Origin of the sequence: Bifidobacterium choladohabitans (genome assembly GCF_016102005.1) — a bacterium.
Lineage (GTDB): Bacteria > Actinomycetota > Actinomycetes > Actinomycetales > Bifidobacteriaceae > Bombiscardovia > Bombiscardovia choladohabitans.
In genome coordinates this window covers 507,570-527,303 of the sequence record NZ_JACFPL010000001.1, presented here as the reverse complement: position 1 = coordinate 527,303, position 19,734 = coordinate 507,570, and the positions used below count along the sequence as shown (strand labels likewise).

Below are 19,734 nucleotides of genomic sequence, written 5' to 3'. Positions count from 1 at the left end.
TTGGCCAGGTGCCAGTCAGTCGGCGCCCGGATGCGACCTGCGGATTCTGCCGATGATCAGGGCCGCCTGCAGGACGAAGGATTCTCGGGGGTCCATGGCGTCCCAGCCGGTCACCTCCACGCAACGCCTGAGCCGGTAGCGCACGGTGTTGGGATGGATTCCCAGCTTCTTGGCGGTGACCTCCAGCGAGTTGCCCGAGCGCAGGAAGGTGAGCAGGGTGGTCGGCAGGGGCCCGTCCGGATCCTGTCCGGCCAGGCTCAGATAGACCTCCTGGTAGAGCTGGTCGGCAGCGTCCCTGTCCCCGTTCAGGGCTCGTTCAGGCAGCAGGTCGTCGGCGTGCAGTGGTCTGGGCAGGGCGGCGGTGATGGGGTCGGCCACTGCTGGAGCCGCCGCATGGGTGCTCAGTGCGGCTCGGATGGAGGCTTCCGCACCGGAGATTCCATGGTGGAAAGGTCCCAGGCAGACAGCTGACTCGTCGGCGAAGAAGCGCAGGATGGATGCGCAGAAGTCGGCCGGGGTGCCCGACCGGTTGGGATCGATCAGAACCACCATGAGCCCTTCGTTCTCGCCCACCAGCGCCCTGCCGCCTTCATGAGCCACCGTGGTATGGATGGGCTGGCGGGCGTTCTCCATGCCCTGTCCCTCGTCGTTGCCTTGGGCCTCGCCAACGACGGCGAAGCAGTCGAACTCGGTCGGCCAGCCCAGCTGGGCCAAATCGTCAACGGTCCGTGTATCCGCCGTTTGCTCAATCAAATGCCGGATGATCCTGGACTCCGTTGTGGCCTTGCGTCCGTTTCTTGCCTCGGCCAGGTCGGCGTAGAGACCGGCTGCTGCGGTGGCGGCTTGACGGGCGTAGACCAGCGTGGACCGTTCCCCTTCGGCCTCCATGGTCCGGCCAGCCTCCTCAAGCATGTCCAGAATGACCCGGGTCAGCTCCATGGCCCGGTGCGGGCCCAGGCTCCTGGAGAGTTCGGCTGGCACGGGGGAGGGGACTTCGCCCTCTTCTTTGCCTTGGGAGTCGAGTCGGGTCAGCAGGTCGTCCAGAGCTGTTCGGATGGCCCCCTCCAAGGTTCTGCGCCCGTCGGCGGGCAGGGATCTGGCCCAGGGCAGCGCCTCCTCCAGATGGTCCAGCGTCTTTCGGAGGATCCGCTCCATGGCGGCATCGGAGGCGGCAGGTACCTGGCGAGCTTGCTGCGCCTCGGCAGGGTAGTCGTCCTTCGGTCTGGACCGCTTCGGCTTGCCGATCATGTCGGCCGGTCCATCAGGTTTGCGGCGCGGGCACGGCGGCTCTGCCGGACCATGTCCAGGATCAGGAAGGGCACCACCATGTCCACCGGCAGCATGTGCCGTTCGAAGTTGTTGGCTGGGGCCGTGATCATGACCCCCATGATCAGCAGGAGGGGGAACCAGCGGAGGGCCCCGCGCCAGTGACCGGCTGCCAGGCGGGCGACGATCAGCAGCAGGGCGGCCACCACCCAGAAGTTGGCACGCGCCACCAGGCCCAGCAGGGGGGTGTCAGCCCAGGTTCTGACGAATCCGGTCACCCCGTTGCGCCAGTCGTGGCACCAGGTCGCCAGCCAGGAGCCCGAGTTCTGCACGTAGCCGTTGTTCAGGTAGTAGGACATGGCCACGTAGGCAGGGTCGCCGGGGTCGAAGTAGCCGTAGGACTCGGCCATGAAGGCATCCAGGTAGATCACCGGGTTGCGCAGTCCCACCTGGAGCCAGGCCCGATTCAGCCGGGACAGCTGCTCAGGCGTGACGGTCCTCCAGCGATAGACGATCAGTTTGGGCTGGTTGCCCGAGGACTTGACCCGGTCGGCCTCCCAGGGGGTGTATTGGATGGCGGCATTGTCCAGGTCCATGATGGGCTCGAGGTCGGCCCTCGCCTGGGCCGGAATCCCCTGGGGGTTGCGCTGGGCCACCCGGGCGATCTGCTGCAGCTGGATGCTGCGGCTCTCCACAGGGTCACCCTGGATGACCGTCCCCGTAGCCGTCAGAGCCCCGGTCACCCCCGTGAACAGGACCAGGGGCAGCAGAAGCCCTATCAGGATGGTGGCCCATTGGCGATGGTGGACGATCAGGGCCAGGACCAGCTGGGCCAGGACGATGTAGAGGGCGTACTTGGCGCTGATCAGCATGATCAGGGTGCTCAAGGCGAGGGCGGGCCGCAGTCGGGCCACTTGGCTGGCGTAGAGCGGTGAGTTCTTGTCCACAGACTCCAGCTGGTGCCAGATGCCGAACCACCAGATGAAGGCGAAGGCGAAGAGGGGGGACTTGGTCAGGCTGAAGGTGCTGAAGACCACGAAGGGGGAGAGGAGGAAGAAGAGCATGACCAGGGTGCGGGCCAGTGCCCCGGTATGTTCGGTTCCGCTCCCGCGCAGGAAGCGGTCGGCAGTGACGGCGCAGCAGAAAGCGGCGAAGATCACCTGCAGCCCTGCCAGGAGCACGATGCCCGCATCATAGGATCCGGTCAGATGGTTGGAGGCCATGATGGTCATCCCGTAGAACAAGGTCAGCACCATGTTGTGCTGGTCGGTCAGGAAGGTGGGGTGCCCCGGCCACAGGTAGTGGCCTATGGGGTAGACGTCCATCTGGGTGAAGGCATTGCCGCCGTAGGGAGGCTGATCGCCCTGCAGCTGGGCCAGGAAGTTGGCGCATTCCTGGGCCTGTGCGTACAGGTCGGCCCCGTAGGCGGCCAGCAGGGTGAGAAAGGCCCAGGCCCATCCCAGCAGGAGCAGACGCATGATGGGCCGCCAGCCGCTGGTTTGCCGGGTGATGAAGGCCGCGTAGGCACGCATCCGCGGGCGCTGTGCCAGGGCGGTCAATCGCTGTGGCATCCTGATAGGCTCGCGACCCAGCAGAATCCGGCGGCAGACCAGCACTACAGCCAGACAGAGGGCCAGGGTGCCCAGCATGATCAGCACCTGGGGCAAGCCCACCTGTGTCAGCGAACCCTGCTGACGGTAGATGGGGCCCAGACCGGTGCAGAAGGCAACCCAGAGGCAGGCCAGCAGGGCCAGGACCAGGCCGACGGTCCGGGATGCACGGGAACCAGGCCTCCCGGTCTGCAAGGCGGATGTCTGCACAGGTTGTTGTTCGCCCGCCTCTCTCGCTTGCGCCCTTCCGCTGTCTGCGCTCAAAAGAACCCCTTTCGCGGGTCGTGCCTGGTCTACGGCTTCCCCATTTTATCCAGTGCCCATCCGAGGATGCGCTCAGGGCCATCCAGGGGTCCCCTGTGAAAAGATACAAAAACCGGCCGCCGCTTTTGTGGGTGGCTCGCTACCAGGGCTGACCCCTTGTGCCGTATAGTGGAACGCGTGCCTCATCAGAATATCAAGTGGCAGCCATCGGCATCGCTGGACAGTGGCGTAATCTCCTCGATCGTGGTGCTCGACACCGTCGATTCGACCAATACGCTCGTGGCTCATGCTCTGGAAGCCTCGACGTATTCGGATGCGCGCGACCGGGTCGAGCGGCTGTTTGGGGGCGGTGAATCGACGACGAGCACGGGGACCGTGAAGGGACTGGCCTCTGGCACAAGGGGAAAAGCCGAAGATAGGCCTCGAAAAAATGCCCTCCAGGGTGTTTCTACGACTACACGATACGAGGGAAGAGTCGCAAGTAAAGGTATTCGGCGATGGCCGGGCGCCGGGGGGAGCACCATGCCGCTGAGCGTAGCGGTTGCGGATGCGCAGTCCCGGTGCCGCGGTCGTCTTGCCCGAACCTGGGTCAATCAGCCTCGACGTTCCCTGCTGGCCACTTGGGCCCTGCCGCTGCCCACCAGCCTGCTGACCGGACCCTTTGGCGGATGGATGCCCATGGTGGCGGGACTGGCCGCTCTGGAAGGCCTCCAGGACGTGCTTGAGCACCACGGCTGCCCGCTGGCCGACGGCGGCGACCCTGAACGGGTCCTGACCCTCAAGTGGCCCAATGATCTGTTCTGCCGCGGGGCCAAGCTGGGGGGCATCCTCTGCGAACTGGTCCGGGTGGATCAGGACTGGTCGGCCCTGGCGGTCGGCATCGGCATCAACCTCCTTCTGCCCCGGCAGGCGCTGCCCATTGCGCAGTCAACATCCCTGCAGCTGCATTACCAGGGCCTGCCCGACTACCAGACCCTGCGCGACGATCTGGTCGACGCCATCAGCTGGCACCTGAGCGGGGAGATGGCCCCCTTCGGCATTGACGGGGCCTTGGACAGGACCTTGAACGGGCCGCAGGGACTGCGCTCGCGGATTGCCGCACTCAGCTGGACGCTGGGCAGGCGGGTCAGGGTCGTTCCTGTGGCCGGTGAGCCCGTGGAGGGCCGTGCCCTGCAGATCAATCCGGACGCCTCCCTGTGGGTGCGGTTGCCCGACGGCGGCCAGGTTGACGTGTCCACGGCAGACGTGGGCGTCCTGCCCGAAGTGGCCGCTGTGGGGGCCTAAATCCCCACCCTGTTCATACTTTTCGTCAGTCCAAATCACCCTTGAACAACCAGTGAGGAGAGGGGAATGAAAAAACTGCTGATCGCCAACCGCGGCGAGATAGCCCTGCGGGTTGTACGCACCGCCCAGGAGATGGGCATCGCCACCGTGGCCGTCTATGCCGACCAGGATCGGGATGCCCCCTATGCCCAGATGGCGGACGAGGCCTACCTGCTGCCTGGGGACACCAACATGGAGACCTATCTGAACGAGGATCTGATCGTCTCCATCGCCCGCAGGTCCGGCGCTGACGCCCTCCACCCGGGCTATGGCTTCCTGTCCGAGTTCTCCTCCTTCGCGCGCAAGGTGATCGAGGCGGGCATCACCTGGGTGGGGCCGGATCCGGAGGTCCTGGACGAGCTGGGTGACAAGATCACCGCCTGCAAGGTGGCCGAGCGGGCCCGGGTGCCCGTGGTGCCAGGCCTGAGCGAGCCCGTCACCGACATGCGCCCACTGCTGGACTTCGCCGACGAGCACGGCTATCCGGTCATGATGAAGAAGGCTGACGGCGGCGGCGGCCGGGGGATCACCCTGATCAACGACAGCGACGAGCTGCGCACCTTCTACATGAACCATGATGCCCTTCAGGGCGGCGACCTGGGCGACTACTTCATCGAGAAGTTCGTGGACCGGGCCCGGCATGTGGAGACCCAGTCCGGCAGGGACAGCCACGGACAGTTCACCGTCTATTCCACCAGGGACTGCTCGGTACAGCGACGCAACCAGAAGCTGGTTGAGGAGGCGCCGGCCCCCTTCCTCTCCGACGACGTGATCGCCCAGCTGGAGGGGTTCTCCCGCCGCCTGTTCGACACGGTGGGTTACGTGGGCCTGGGCACCTGCGAGTTTCTGGTCACCCCCAGGGACGACGTCTACTTCATGGAGGTCAACCCCCGGCTGCAGGTGGAACATACGGTCAGCGAGCAGGTCTGCGGACTTGACCTGGTCCGCGAGCAGCTGCGGATCGCCGACGGTGGCTCCCTGAACGTGGCGCCTCCGCCCCGAGGCCACAGTTTCGAGCTGCGCATCACCAGCGAGGATCCGGCCACCAACCTGACCCCCAGCTCCGGGACCATCGAGTCGATTCAGTGGCCCTCCGGCCCCGGCATCCGCGTGGATTCGGGTGTCGAGGTGGGCGACACGGTCTCGCCCAGGGACGACTCCATGATGGGCAAGCTGATCGTGACCGCCCAGGACCGTCCGGCGGCCGTGGCCAGGGTCCGTCGGGCCCTGCGTGAGATGAGCATCAGCGGGGTCCCCACCCCGGCCGGCCTCTTCCAGAAGATCTTCACCAACCCCGAGTTCACCGCCGAGGACGGGCACTCCTTCGACGTGTCCACCAAGTGGCTGGAACGGGTCTACCTGAACGTGGAGCCTGCCTCCAACGGGAGCGGCCAGCCCGCCTCGGTCTCCGGCGTTTCGGCCCAGGAACAGGACAGGGACAGCGATCCCATGGAGACCTACAACGTGGAGATAGACGACAAGAGGGTCAGGCTTGCTCTGCCCCAGTCGCTGCTTGGCGGCATGGGCGGCGTCGGCGGCCACGGCGGCATTTCCCGGCCCCGGCAGCCCCTGCGCGGGCGCGGGCTGCGCGATCAGGAGCCCGGCGCCCCCCGGCAGGATGCGGCCCGGTCCGGCGTCATCGTGGCCACCATGCAGGCGGTGGTCACCCGCATCAACGTGGCCCCCGACCAGGAGGTGGACAAGGGCGACCTGTTGGTGGTTCTGGAGTCCATGAAGATGGAGAACTACGTCTATGCCCCGGCCAAGGGCCGCGTGAAGACCATAGAAGTGTCCGTGGCACAAGGGGTGGATCCGGGTCAGACCCTGGTCACCCTGGATCTGGGCGGGGAGGAGCAGGCATGAGCGTCACCGAATCCACCTTGGGCTCCCAGCCGGTGCGCCAGGGCATCCATCGGGCCGCCGCCCTGGCCAAACAGGCCGAGGAGCACGCCCGCGACCGTCAGCATGCCAAGGGCAAGCAGACCGCCCGGGAGCGCCTGGATCTGCTCTTCGACAAGGACACCTTCGAGGAGGTGGGCCGTTTCGCCGGCGGCGACATCGCCGGGGACCGGGCGGGCTCTGCGGTCATCACCGGCTTCGGCCTGGTCTACGGGCGCAAGGTCGGCGTCTACGCCCAGGACTTCTCCGTTCGAGGCGGCACTTTGGGCCGGGCCGAGGGTGAGAAGATCTGCCGGCTCATGGACATGGCCCTGCGGATCAAGGTCCCCATCGTGGCCATGATCGACTCGGGAGGCGCCCGCATCCAGGAGGGTGTGGCCGCCCTGACCCAGTACGGACGCATCTTCCGCAAGACCTGCCAGGCCAGCGGCTTCGTCCCGCAGATCTCCCTGATCCTGGGCCCCTGCGCAGGCGGTGCCGTCTACTGCCCGGCCCTGACCGACCTGATCATCATGACCAAGGAGAACTCGGACATGTTCGTCACCGGTCCCGACGTGGTCAAGGCCGCCACCGGCGAGACCATCAGCATGGACCAGCTGGGCGGCGGCTACGTGCACAACACCCGTTCCGGCGTGGCCCACTACCTGGGCGAGGACGAGGCCGACGCCATCGACTATGCCCGGACCGTGCTGGCCTACCTGCCTGCCAACAGCGGCCAGGAGCCTCCCCGGTACGCCTTCATCTCCGGCCATGCCGAGCGCCAGGCCGCCAAACGACTGGCCACGGTCATCCCCGAGAACGACCGGCAGCCCTACGACGTGCTGGACGTCATCCATGCCATCGTCGACTACGGTGAGCTGGTCCAGGTCCAGGAGCTCTACGCCCGGTCTATCGTGGTGGGCTTCGCCTGCCTGGAGGGCCGTCCGGTGGGGATCGTGGCCAACCAGCCCATGGTGGACGCGGGCAGCCTGGATGTGGAATCCTCCGAGAAGCTGGCCCGTTTCGTCCGCCTCTGCGACGCCTTCAACCTGCCGGTCATCACCCTGGTGGACACCCCTGGCTACAAGCCGGGCTCGGACCAGGAGCACGCCGGCATCATCCGCCGTGGGGCCAAGGTCATCTACGCCTACGCCAACGCCCAGGTGCCCATGGTCACCATTGTGCTGCGCAAGGCCTTCGGCGGCTCCTACATCGTCATGGGCTCCAAGGCCATCGGCGCGGACCTCAACTACGCCTGGCCCTCCTCGCAGATAGCAGTGCTGGGGGCCCAGGGCGCGGTCAACATCATCCACCGGCGCGACCTGCAGGAGGCCAAGGAGGCCGGCCGGGACGTGGATGAGCTGCGCAACCGGCTGGCCCAGGAGTATGAAACCAGCACCGTCAACGCCAATCTCTCCCTGGAGATGGGCGAACTTGACGCCATGATCGACCCGGAGCAGACCAGACCGGTCCTGATCCAGGCCATGGACCTCCTGGCAGACAAGCAGCGCGTCAGGGTCAACGACAAGCACCACGGCAACCAGCCTCTATGAGCTTCCCCTCGTCATTATCAGCAATCCCCAACTCTCTATGAATAGGACATCATGACCAGTACATTCTTCATCAACCGTCTCGCCGAGCAGCCGCACGCGCTCATGTTCGCCGGCCAGTCCAACCCCTGGACCGTGGCCCTGGCCGATCTGCAGGGCGATCCCGACATCGACAAGGCCCTGAGGGAGCGGATGGCGGCGGCCACCGACCTGCTCAGGGCGGTCAAACCCGACCTGCTGGCCACCAACGGCCGTCAGTTGGACCTGTTCGGCTACAAGCCTGACCCGGTCAGACTGGGACCGGCCGCCGACGCGGCGGTCAGCGTGCCCGGCATCGCCCTGGTGCAGCTGGGTGCCCTCATGGACATGGACCAGCTGGGCTACGATGCGGCCCAGGCTCGTCCGGTGGCCCTGCTGGGGCATTCCCAGGGCATCATCGGCGTCCACATGGTCCAAGAGATCCAGGCGGCTGGGTCCCTCAAAGCCGCCCAGGGCGCCATCGACCAGATCCTGGCCACCGCCATGCTGATCGGCGCGGCCGGCACCCGTCAGGCCCGTCGTCTGGGCATCCACCGCCAGGGTGAGGCCACGCCTATGCTCTCGGTGCGCGGTGCCACCCGCCGTCAGGTGGAGGTCCTGATCGATCGGGTGCCCAGCGCTCGCGGCCCTATCAGCGTGGCCGTGACCAACTCGGATCGCAACCTGGTCCTGTCCGGCTATCCGGAGGATCTGGCCGCCTTTGCCATCGAGGCGGGCAAGGAGAGCGAGCATCAGCGCCAACTGCGCGAGGACAAGGTCCGTGGTGGAACCGCTTTCTCACCGGTTCTGGAGTACCTGGATGTGACCCTGCCCTTCCACTCGCCGCTCATGAAGGACGCCGTGGATCTGAGCGTGGATTGGGCCTCCCGCTGCGGTCTGGACACCGAGCGTGCCCGGGTCCTGGCCCAAGAGGTCCTGCTCAACCATGCCGACTGGGCCGGCCGGATCGCCGAGGTCATGGACCAGCAGGATGCCGCCTCCCTCTGGCTGGTGGATCTGGGCCCGGGCGAGACCCTGGGCAAGCTGGTGGACAACCTGGTCCAGGGAACCGGCGTGGGCGTGGTCGAGGCCTCCAACCAGGCCCGGCGTGCACAGCTGTCCACCATGGAGGAGGATCCGGCCAGGACCCAGGACTGGTCCAAGCTTGCCCCCCGTCTGCTTGAGACCCCGGCCGGTCCCCGGGTGGAGACGGCCTTCAGCCGGTTGACCGGCAAGCCCCCGGTCATGCTGGCCGGCATGACCCCGACCACCGTGGAGCCCGAGATCGTGGCTGCGGCCGCCAACGCCGGCTACTGGGCCGAGCTGGCCGGTGGTGGCCAGGTGACCGCCGAAGTCTTCGATCGCCATGTGTCCCAGCTGGAGGACCAGCTGCAGGAGGGCCGCACGGTCGAGTTCAACGCCATGTTCATGGACCGTTACCTGTGGAACCTCCAGTTCGGCAGCCAGCACATCGTGCCCAAGAAGCGCGCCTCCGGCACCCCCATCGACGGAGTGGTCATCTCTGCCGGCATCCCCGAGCTGGACGAGGCCATCACCCTGATCCGTCAACTCAACGAGGAGGGCTTCCCCTACGTGGCCTTCAAGCCCGGCACGGTGGACCAGATCCGCCAGGTCGTAGCCATCGCACGCAAGGTAGCCCCCACCCACATTCTGATGGAGGTCGAGGGTGGGGCCGCCGGCGGCCATCACTCCTGGGAGTCCCTGGACGACCTGCTCTCGACCACCTACGCCGAGGTTCGCGCCTGCCCCAACATCGTTCTGGTGGCCGGCGGCGGCATCGGCACCCCTGAGCGGGCGGCCGACTACATCAGCGGCCAGTGGTCCCGGGCATACCATCTGCCGGACATGCCTGTGGATGGCGTCATGATCGGCACAGCGGCCATGACCGCCAAGGAGGCCCACACCAATCCCGAGATCAAGCGGGCTCTGGTGGCCACCCCCGGCATCGACACCTCCACCCCCGATCCGGACCCCTTCGCCCCCATGGGCGAGAAGTGGGTGCCCAGCGGCAAGTCCGTGGGGGGTGTGGGCTCCGGCCTGAGCCACCTGCACGCCGACATCTACGAGATGGAGAACTCCTCCGCCGAGTGCGGCCGCCTGCTGGTCCGGGTCATGAAGCACCCCGAGGAGCTGGAGACCCGCCGCGGGGAGATCATCGAGGCTCTGAACAAGACCGCCAAGCCCTACTTCGGCGATCTGGAGACCATGACCTACCAGGATTGGGCCCAGCGTTTCGCCGACCTGGCCTACCCCTGGGCCGACGACACCTACATCGACCGCTTCCTGCACCTGCTGCGGCGCATCGAGGCCCGTGTCTGCGAGCGTCAGAGCGGCGAGTTCGACTCCATCTTCGCCTCCAGGCAGGATGTGGCCGAGCCGGAGCAGGCGCTTCGCCGGCTGCATGAGGCCTACCCCCAGGCAGCCGAGCTCAAGGTGGTGCCCACCGATGTGGCCTGGTTCCCCGTCCTGGTACGCGAGTACCCCAAGCCCATGCCCTTCGTGCCGGTCATCGACAACGATCTGCTGCGCTGGTGGGGTCAGGATCAGCTCTGGCAGTCCGAGGACCCCCGCTACGGCGCCGACTCGGTCAGGGCCATCCCCGGACCCATCTCTGTGGCGGGCATCACCACGGTGGACGAGCCGGTGGCCTCCATTCTGGGACGGTTCGAGCAGGCGGCCATAGACCGGGTGCGCGACCTGGACAGCGGTCCTGCCAAGGCCTACAGTCAGCTGGCAGGCGCTGCCGACGCACAGGAGTTCATCCGCCGCAGCCCCAACATCTCCTGGGTGGGCCACCTGATGGCCAATCCTGCCTATGGGACGGCCATGGACGACCCAAACTACACCATCACCGCCACCGGCCGGGATGACCAGGGCGAGCACTACGACCTGGACATCCACCTGGACACCTACTGGGACGACGACCCCGACGGCGGCCTGGACCGGCATGCGGTGCGCGACATCGTCGTACCGCTGACCCTCAAGAGCGACCAGGTCGGCCTCTTCCCGGTGGTCGACCGTAGCCGCCTGCCCAAGGATGTCTACGCCTTGCTGGCCGATACAGCCGGCATCGGCAACATCACCATCACCGGCGACAAGCTGGAGGCCATGCCTGTCATCGAGAAGGACGGCGATGACCCTGACCACCCCTTCGGTCTGGCCCACAGCGGTTACACCCTGGCATCCAACCTGGGCTTCGACCATGAGGCGGCCACCGGAGGCGCCCTGCCCGATGCGCTGATCCCCTCAGGCTTCGCCCCCGACGCCCTGGTGGGTCCGGCCTGGCCGGCCATCTACGCAGCCCTGGGATCCGTCTATGTGAATGGCTTCCCCATCATCGAGGGTCTGCTCAACGCGGTCCATCTGGACCACCTGATCGAGCTGGAGGTCCCCGAGGAACGCCTGCTGAAGCACACCGGCCAGCGGATTGAACTGACCAGCTGGGCCGAGCCCTACCAGGAGTCCGCCTCCGGGCGGGTGGTGACCATCCACGTGGTCCACGCCGCCCAGGACGGGACCGTGCTGGCACGCGAGGTCGAGCGTTTCGCCATCCGTGGCCGTGCCTACAGCGACCAGCTTCCCCAGGAGGCTCCCGAGTACGGCGGCATCCGCGCCGACACGGTGGACACACCCCGCAGGCTGCTGCGCCGCGTCACCGTCACCGCCCCCAAGGACATGACCGCCTTCGCACGCACCTCCGGGGACTTCAATCCCATCCACACCTCCAGGCGGGGTGCTGCGGTCTCGGGTCTGTCTGCGCCGCTGGTGCACGGCATGTGGCTGTCGGCCACCGCCCAGTACGCGGCTCAGGCCACCGACGAGCAGGGCGTCCACTACGAGATCGCCGGATGGACCTACAACATGTATGGCATGGTCCAGCTGGGCGACAAGGTGGAGATCAGCCTGGAGCGTGTGGGCAAGGTCCGCCATGGCGGCCTGGTCCTGGAGGTCACCTGCAGGATCGACGGCCAGCTGGTCTCCCGCGGCACGGCAATCGCCCGCGCCCCACGGACCGCCTACGTCTATCCCGGCCAGGGGATCCAGCAGCAGGGCATGGTCCTGGACGAGCGGGCCAAGTCCCCGGCCGCCCGCGAGACCTGGGAACGGGCCGATGCCCTGACCCGCAGCAAGCTTGGGTTCTCCATCCTGGCCGTGGTGCGTGACAACCCGCACACCCTGACGGCCAAGGGGGTCACCTACCACCATCCGGAGGGTCTGCTCAACCTGACCCAGTTCACCCAGGTGGCCCTGGCCACAGTAGCCTTCGCCCAGACCGCCCGCCTGCGCGAGTCCGGCATGGACATCTGGCCCGCCTACTTCGCCGGCCACTCCCTGGGCGAGTACAACGCCCTGAGCTCCTTCGCCGGGGTCATGTCCCTGGAGACGGTCCTGGAGCTGGTCTTCCACCGCGGGTCCACCATGCACTCCCTGATCGAACGTGACGAGCAGGGACGCAGCAACTACCGGATGGGCGCCCTGCGTCCCAACCAGTTCGGCGTGGGCGACTCCGGCGTCAAGCAGTATGTGGAGTCCGTGTCCAAGGAGTGCGGCGAATTCCTGGAGATCGTCAACTACAACCTGGCCGGCCAGCAATACGCCGTGGCCGGGACCATAGCCGGTCTGGAGTATCTGCGTGCCGATGCCAACCGTCGGGCCAAGGAGGCGGGTGGCAAGCCGGCCTTCATGTACGTGCCCGGCATCGACGTGCCCTTCCACTCCACCCTGCTGCGCAAGGGGGTGCCCGAGTTCCGCGACACCCTGGACGCCCTGCTGCCCGAGCATATCGACTACTCCCGCCTGGAGGGTCGCTACATACCCAACCTGGTTGCACGGCCCTTCCAGATGACCAAGGAGTTCGCGGCCTCCATCCTGGAGGTGGTCCCTTCCGAACGCATCAAGCAGGCTCTGGACGATCCCAAGGTCTGGGACCAGTATGCGGCCGACGACCAGAAGCTGGGCCGTCTGCTGCTGACCGAGCTGCTCTCCTGGCAGTTCGCCTCCCCTGTGCGCTGGATCGAGACCCAGGCACTCATGTTCGATGCCCCCGAGCAGGGCGGCCTTGGCGTGGAGCAGCTGATTGAGGTTGGGTTGGGTCATTCGCCCACCCTGGCCAATCTGGGCACCAAGACCCTGAAGCTGCCCGACTTCCGCGAGCGTCACGTGAGCGTCTACAACCTGGGCCGGGACGAGAGCCGGGTCTATCTGACCGACACCGATCCCATGGCCTCAGTGGAGGAGGAGCCCGCAGCCCCGGTCCAGGAATCCAGCCCTGAACCTGCTCAGGCTGCTGCGCCCGCCCCTGCCCCTGCAGCAGTCGAGGATTCGGCTCCTGCTCCGGCCCCGACCACCGGCGGTCCATCGGGTGCCGATGTGGCCGACCTGCCCTTCAAGGCATCGGACGCCATCGCCGTCCTGCTGGCCTACTCCACCAAGATCCGTCCCGAGCAGATCGGGCAGACCGACACCACAGACACCCTGACCAACGGTGTCTCCTCCAGGCGCAACCAGCTGCTGATGGACATCAGCTCCGAGCTGGGCGTGGCCAGTGTGGACGGCGCAGCCGAGGCCAGCATGACCGACCTGAGCGCCCTGGTGAACAAGGTTGCCCCCAACTATCGGCCCTTCGGCCCGGTGCTCTCCGACATCGTTCGTGAGCGCATCCGCGACCTCTTCGGCCCCTCCGGCCTCAAGCTGCAGCAGGTTGAACAGCGGGTTTCCGATGTCTGGCAGCTGGGTGCGGGCTGGGTCTCGGCCACCGTGGCCAGCCTGGTTCTGGATACCCGCGAGGGTGCCTCCTCGCGTGGCGGCGACCTGGCCCTCCTGCCCACTGAAGCCGTCTCCACTGTGGCAGCCGCCAATGCTCTGATCGACCAGGCCGTTCAGCAGGTGGCCCAGCGTCACGGCGTCACGGTCTCCATGCCCTCTGCAGGTGGTGCTGCCGGCGGTGCCGTGGTCGACTCCGCTGCCCTGGATGCCTTCGCAGCCCAGGTGACCGGCTCTGAGGGTGTGCTGGCCTCCACTGCCCGCTTCCTCCTGGACAAACTGGGGCTTAAGCCTCCGGTCGTCCAGCCTGGCGAGAATGAGGATGCTGCCGTGGTGGCCGCCGTCGATGCCGAGCTGGGCAGCGACTGGCCCGAGCAGGTGGCGCCACGGTTCGAGGCCTCGCGCGCCGTCCTCTTCGACGATCGCTGGGCCAGCGCCCGTGAGGATCTGGCTCACATCTACCACGAGCACGATGATGACCGCAGTCATCTGAGCTTCGTAGGAGCCGGACGCGAGGTGCACGATCAGGCCGTCTGGTACGCCGAACAGGCGCGCAACCGTGGCGAGCAGGATCTGGCCCAGGTCTTCACCGGCATCGCCGACCAGGCCATGACCCCTGCCGACTCGGACCAGACCGCCGCACGATTCGCCAAGGACGTGGCCGTGGTCACCGGAGTGGCTCCCAAGTCCATCGCAGGATCTCTGACTGCAGGCCTCCTGGAGGGCGGGGCGACGGTCATCGCTGTCTGCCATTCCCTGAAGCCGCAGGCCGTCATCTGGGCCCGCGACCTCTACCGCCGCCATGCCGTGGGCGGTGCCCGTCTCTGGATCGTGCCCGCCAACCTGTCCAGCTACCGGGATGTGGATGCCCTGGTCGACTGGGTCGGCAACGAGCAGCGCAAGACCACGGGGGCTACGACCACCGTGCTCAAGCCCGCCTACGAGCCCACCCTGCTGCTGCCCTTCGCAGCCCCCGCCATGCACGGGACCATGGCCGACTCGGGCCGGCTCTTCGAGTCCCAGGCCCGGCTCATGCTCTGGAGCCTGGAACGCCAGATCGCCGGGTTCGCTGGCATCGGGGCGGATACCGACGTCGACCACCGTCTGCATGTGGTTCTGCCTGGCTCGCCCAACCGTGGCATGTTCGGCGGCGACGGAGCCTACGGGGAGGTCAAGGCCGCCCTGGACGCCATCGTCAATCGGTCACGACCCGAGCAGGACTGGTCCGGTCGGGTCACCTTCGCCCACCCGCTGATCGGCTGGGTTCGGGGCACCGGGCTCATGGGCGGTAACGATCCGCTGGTCCAGGTGGTGGAGCGCCACGGCATCCGCACCTACTCCACCGGGCAGATGGCTGATTCCCTGCTGGAGCTCTGCACTGTAGAGGCCCGCCAGCAGGCTCTCCAGACCCCGCTCCAGGCCGACCTGACCGGTGGCCTGGGCTCCAGCCCGCTGGACCTCAAGGCCCTGAAGGCCGAGGCTGCCCAGGACGACGATCCGTCGACACCGACTCCAGCCGGAAAGTCCGGGGATGCATCCGCAGATGCCGACAAGGATCCGGACCGGGTCATCAAGGCCCTGCCCACACCCCGGGTGCCTGCCCAGGCCCCGGTAGATCTGCAGGACTGGCAGGGGGTGACCGCTCGGCCCGAGGATCAGATCGTCATCGTCTCCATCGGTGAGATGGGTCCCTGGGGCTCCGGTCGCACCCGCTTCGAGGCCGAGATGGGCATCCACTCGGATGGTCAGGTCGACCTGAGCGCCGCTGCCGTCCTCGAACTGGCCTGGAACATGGGTCTGGTCGAGTGGCAGGACAGCCCCAAGCCGGGCTGGTACGACACCGACGGCGAGCTGGTCCCCGAGCAGGACATCGCCGAGCGCTACCACGACCAGGTGGTGGCCCGCTCCGGTATCCGTCCCTTCGACGACGGCATGGGCTCCGACTACCGCAAGGGCACCAATGAAGAGGAGGTCGACGTCTTCCTGGATCACGACGTGGCCTTCTCGGTGCCCACCAAGGACATGGCTCAGGAATACGTGGCCCAGGATCCGGACCACACCAGCATCGCCCGCGACGAGCAGTCCGGCGAGTGGACTGTCACCCGCCTGCCCGGCTCCCGCATCCGCGTGCCGCGTCGGGCCACCATGTCCAGGACCGTGGGCGGCCAGTTCCCCCAGGGCTTCGACCCGGTCAAGTGGGGCATTCCCGCTTCCATGGTCGGGGACGTGGATCCGATCGCCCTCTGGAACATCGTGACCACCGTGGACGCCTACCTGTCGGCCGGATTCACCCCGGTGGAGATCCTCCAGGCCGTGCACCCATCCAAGGTGGCCTCCACCCAGGGGACCGGCTTCGGCGGCATGGCCTCCATGCGCAAGCTCTACCTGGACCGCTTCCTGGGCAAGGAGATCCCCACGGACATTCTTCAGGAGGCCCTGCCCAACGTGGTGGCCGCGCACGTCATGCAGTCCTACATCGGCGGATACGGCAACATGGTCCAGCCGGTCTCGGCCTGCGCCACGGCTGCGGTCTCCCTCGAGGAGGGCGCCGACAAGATCGCCCTGGGCAAGGCGGACTTCGTGGTCACGGGTGCCATCGACGACATCGGCGTGGAGTCGGTCATCGGCTTCGGCAACATGAACGCCACCGCCGATTCCGCCGAGATGTACGCCAAGGGTATCCAGCCCCGGTTCTTCTCCAGGGCCAACGACCGTCGGCGCGGCGGCTTCCTGGAGTCCCAGGGCGGCGGGACCATCCTGCTGACCCGAGGCGACATCGCCCTGCGCATGGGTCTGCCCGTGGCTGGTGTGGTCGGGTACATCCACTCCTTCGCGGACGGCGCCCATACCTCCATCCCCGCACCCGGGCTGGGGGCTCTGGCCGCCGGCATGGGCGGCAGGGACTCGGACCTGGTGCGCTCGCTGGCCAAGCTGGGGGTGGATCCCGACGACATCGCCGTGGTCTCCAAGCACGACACCTCCACCAACGCCAATGACCCCAACGAGTCCGAGCTGCACAACACCCTGGCCCACGCCATCGGGCGGACGGACGGCAACCCGCTCTACGTCATCTCCCAGAAGAGCCTGACCGGCCATGCCAAGGGTGGCGCCTGCATCTTCCAGATCAACGGGCTCACCCAGCTCTTCCGGTCCGGGGTCATCCCTGCCAATGCCTCCCTGGACTGCGTGGATCCGGTCCTCAAGCGCGACGACCATCTGGTCTGGCTGGAACAGCCCCTGAAGGTGGGCAGGATCAAGGCCGGGCTGGTCACTTCCCTGGGCTTTGGCCACGTCTCCGGCATCGGGGTCATCGTCAGCCCTGGAGCCTTCGAAGCAGCTGTGCTCCGGACCTCCGGCCAGGAGGCCCTGGACCAGTGGCGTCGCCGGGCCAACGACCGTCTGGCCGCTGGCCAGCGTCGTCTGGAGGAGGGCCGCATGGGTCGGGCCCCGCTCTACGAGCCCATCGACAACCGCCGCTTCCATGAGGACGGCCACGGGTATGTGGGCCATGAGATCGAGAAGGCCATGCTGCTGGATCCCCAGGCCCGACTGGGTGCTGACGGCTACTACGACCTGAGCTGAGAGCATCCTGAGTTGGTCGATTCCCCATCTTCTGCAGTGGGAGATGGGAAATCGGTGAGAGTTCAATCACTGCGCTGATCAGGGAGGTGGGCCAGACGGCTCACCTCCCGTTTTAATCGAGGCTCTCTGTGCCTTATCTTCCTTTTGTTATGGATAGATGCAGCTGCTCCTACTAGGGTGGCTGCTTCCTTCGTGGAAGCATGGATTGAAATAAAAAACCAAGCCCGAACCTGAGAACTTGCCTTATGGCGCTTCCTTCACGGGAGCGTGGATGAAATGTCTCTGGGTACGTCAGACTTGGCTATGACCATCACTTGTTGTGCCTCGTGCCCTAAGCGTAGAGAGTCCCAGATAGGTATACGGGCTAAGACGGGTCATATATGGCATCGGAGTGATTAAGAAGGGCGCGAATTGTGATCTTTCCCTGCTGCCATTGAGATGCTTCAATGCTGCTTGAGGGACGGGTGGCCCTTACAGCCCGATTGTGATTGGACCCCGTTCGTGAAAAGGTATAAAAAGTAAATGGGTGGTCCAGGTTTTACTTGGGATTATTGCTGGGCCACCCGAATGGCCAGACTTGTCTTGGGGCAGTCGTCCGGCCTCTTACTCGTGCGAAGTGTTAGTGTTAGTGGCCGCTGTTACGGAATTCCTGCGGCTGAGGTTCGTTGCCATAATACTCATGGCGAGAAGCTCGATTACCATAGCCACGCCGATATTTTTCCCTTCAGCTGTGGGCAGGACTCCTGCAGGCAGGAAGGTGCTGATTGTTGATGTCGTCGGATTGGGCGATCAAATCGAGCGGTTAGCAGATAGTGGCCTTTACAAGAACCGGAGTGTGCGGGGGGGGGGGGGGGGGGTACTGCCCAGTGAAGTCTGCATAGGTTTGTTACTGGGATAAACCGTGCGATGACCAATTTGCTGCATGTTCCGGCTGGCCCGTGTGCTATGCTCTTTATCGAGCCAACGGCTTTGCGGGCGTAGCTCAATGGTAGAGCCTCAGTCTTCCAAACTGATTACGCGGGTTCGATTCCCGTCGCCCGCTCCACGATTATCGTAAGTATTCCGTCATTCTCGGCGGGTTTTCCAACAACTTGGAGCGGTCAGGATCGGGTCTGACTGAGCGAAATCTTCCCCAGCATTCGGCGCTTTACTGGTTAAATGGGTACACGATAGGATACGCATCGGAGATGCTCAGCTGACTACAACGACAAGGGCTTCCAGATGCTGCATAGGTATAGTAATCGTCCAGGACGGGAGAGGCTACTGGTATTTCCACTGGAACCATCTCTGGGCCCTATGACCAGGTTGGACAGTTGATAAAACGGACCGCCAAGAATGGGAAGCTAATTGAGTTGTTATATCCAGTCAAGTATGCTTGGTGCATTACGAGGTGTGAAGCTTGGCAAGAATGTTGCCGCTTCCTTAAAGATTGAAAGAATTTCGAGAACACTTTAGGAAAGACACTGCTGGTAGCCCTCGGTGTTGATGGTTGTTGGGCATTGTTCAAGGGATTGGTGGGGTGATGATAGTGAGTATTGCAGCATCCGTCGGTCTTGCGCTGTCAATTATTTGCCTGGTCGAGTGCGTGAATCGCCTATTTCCCAAAGGGGTGACCACTGGCCGGGCTGTCTTTGTTGTTCTGCTATGCCTGGCGTTGATAATTCTGGGGTTTGTCTCCTTGCATTTCATGGGTGGCCCCAAGGGTTCCATTCCCATGACTAACTGGATTATCGCTATAGTGCTGCTGTTGATATACGTGGCTGTACGGTCGGCGTTCTCCATTGTAAAGCAGATACATAGCGGCCAGCAGGATACGGATGAAAACCAGCTATAGTTTGCAGCGCCATGCGCACTAATGCCTGCAGCGTGCTTGCCGTTGGAAGCCGTATCTTCTTCGCATGCCTGCACGATGGGTGCAGGGCGTCGTCGCGACATTGCAGGCACGCCTATTGTTTTCTGGTCACTGTTGTTCCCATGATCTTATCGGCGAAGGTCTGCCCTCTGCCATCCCATAAGGGCCAAAGAAAACCAATGAAGAGCGATGCGAAATCAGCAAGATGCGCCATCTCTCGTACGCCCATTCTCAGACCGGATATGGGCAGGTTGGAATCCTGATCGCATACCTGAAGCTTGAGGAGACGATGCGCCCAGGATTGCCCATTGCGCGCGGACCATGCGGGAATAACGCAGGCAACAGCCACAGAAGCGCAATCGATCCAGGATTGAGCAGATCCTCCTGGCGAAGATCTTCCAAATGCAATGGTCCCCACCAACTGCGATAGCAACGACGCAGGCAATACTATGCGAAGCAGGTACGACGCCACTCTGCGCCACCATAAAGCTGACATTATTACCTCCCCTCAAGCACCACCCTCTTGCTTTTATTTTCGGTACGACAAGCGTAGTCCTGCATTGTCTATGATGACGTTCTCTCGGCTGCGCATCGAGAACGAAGGACT

Annotated in this window: 6 protein-coding genes, 1 tRNA gene and 2 pseudogenes; 6 read left to right on the top strand and 3 right to left on the bottom strand. The window is 65.2% G+C overall.

Going from position 1 to position 19,734, the window contains the following annotated elements; translation table 11 throughout:
* Positions 1-15: 15 nt before the first annotated feature.
* Together H3S97_RS02250 and H3S97_RS02245 are read right to left on the bottom strand one after the other, a co-directional pair.
* Positions 16-1,248 (bottom strand): PucR family transcriptional regulator, encoded by a 1,233-nt coding sequence (locus tag H3S97_RS02250; RefSeq protein WP_198219490.1) that lies wholly within the window; start codon positions 1,246-1,248, stop codon positions 16-18.
* Complete coding sequence (locus H3S97_RS02245) at positions 1,245-3,140, bottom strand: DUF6020 family protein (RefSeq protein ID WP_198219489.1); 1,896 nt, start codon at positions 3,138-3,140, stop codon at positions 1,245-1,247. The genes H3S97_RS02250 and H3S97_RS02245 overlap by 4 nt, the downstream gene beginning before the upstream one ends.
* A 522-nt stretch (positions 3,141-3,662) precedes the next feature.
* On the opposite strand from H3S97_RS02245, the gene H3S97_RS02240 reads away from it, so the two are divergent.
* The 6 genes and pseudogenes from H3S97_RS02240 (at position 3,663) to H3S97_RS02220 (ending at position 18,320) form a co-directional block, all read left to right on the top strand.
* Positions 3,663-4,424 carry a biotin--[acetyl-CoA-carboxylase] ligase gene (locus H3S97_RS02240; RefSeq protein WP_198219488.1) on the top strand — a complete coding sequence of 254 codons (762 nt, stop codon included), beginning with the start codon at positions 3,663-3,665 and terminating at the stop codon, positions 4,422-4,424.
* Between the two features lie 66 nt (positions 4,425-4,490).
* A complete protein-coding gene (locus H3S97_RS02235; protein WP_198187951.1) occupies positions 4,491-6,326 on the top strand; it encodes an acetyl/propionyl/methylcrotonyl-CoA carboxylase subunit alpha in 1,836 nt (611 codons plus the stop codon).
* Positions 6,323-7,894 (top strand): acyl-CoA carboxylase subunit beta, encoded by a 1,572-nt coding sequence (locus H3S97_RS02230; RefSeq protein ID WP_198183016.1) that lies wholly within the window; start codon positions 6,323-6,325, stop codon positions 7,892-7,894. The genes H3S97_RS02235 and H3S97_RS02230 overlap by 4 nt, the downstream gene beginning before the upstream one ends.
* A 51-nt stretch (positions 7,895-7,945) precedes the next feature.
* Positions 7,946-15,185 (top strand): annotated as a pseudogene (locus H3S97_RS02225) (fatty acid synthase subunit beta domain-containing protein); the annotation flags it as partial.
* Positions 15,186-15,259: 74 nt separating this feature from the next.
* Positions 15,260-17,275 (top strand): annotated as a pseudogene (locus tag H3S97_RS08565) (beta-ketoacyl synthase N-terminal-like domain-containing protein); the annotation flags it as partial.
* Positions 17,276-18,246: 971 nt separating this feature from the next.
* Positions 18,247-18,320, top strand: a tRNA-Gly gene (locus tag H3S97_RS02220).
* Between the two features lie 901 nt (positions 18,321-19,221).
* Here the strand turns inward: H3S97_RS02220 and H3S97_RS02215 are convergent.
* Positions 19,222-19,623, bottom strand: coding sequence for an RDD family protein (locus tag H3S97_RS02215; protein WP_198219486.1), 402 nt, complete (start codon positions 19,621-19,623; stop codon positions 19,222-19,224).
* Positions 19,624-19,734: the final 111 nt, after the last annotated feature.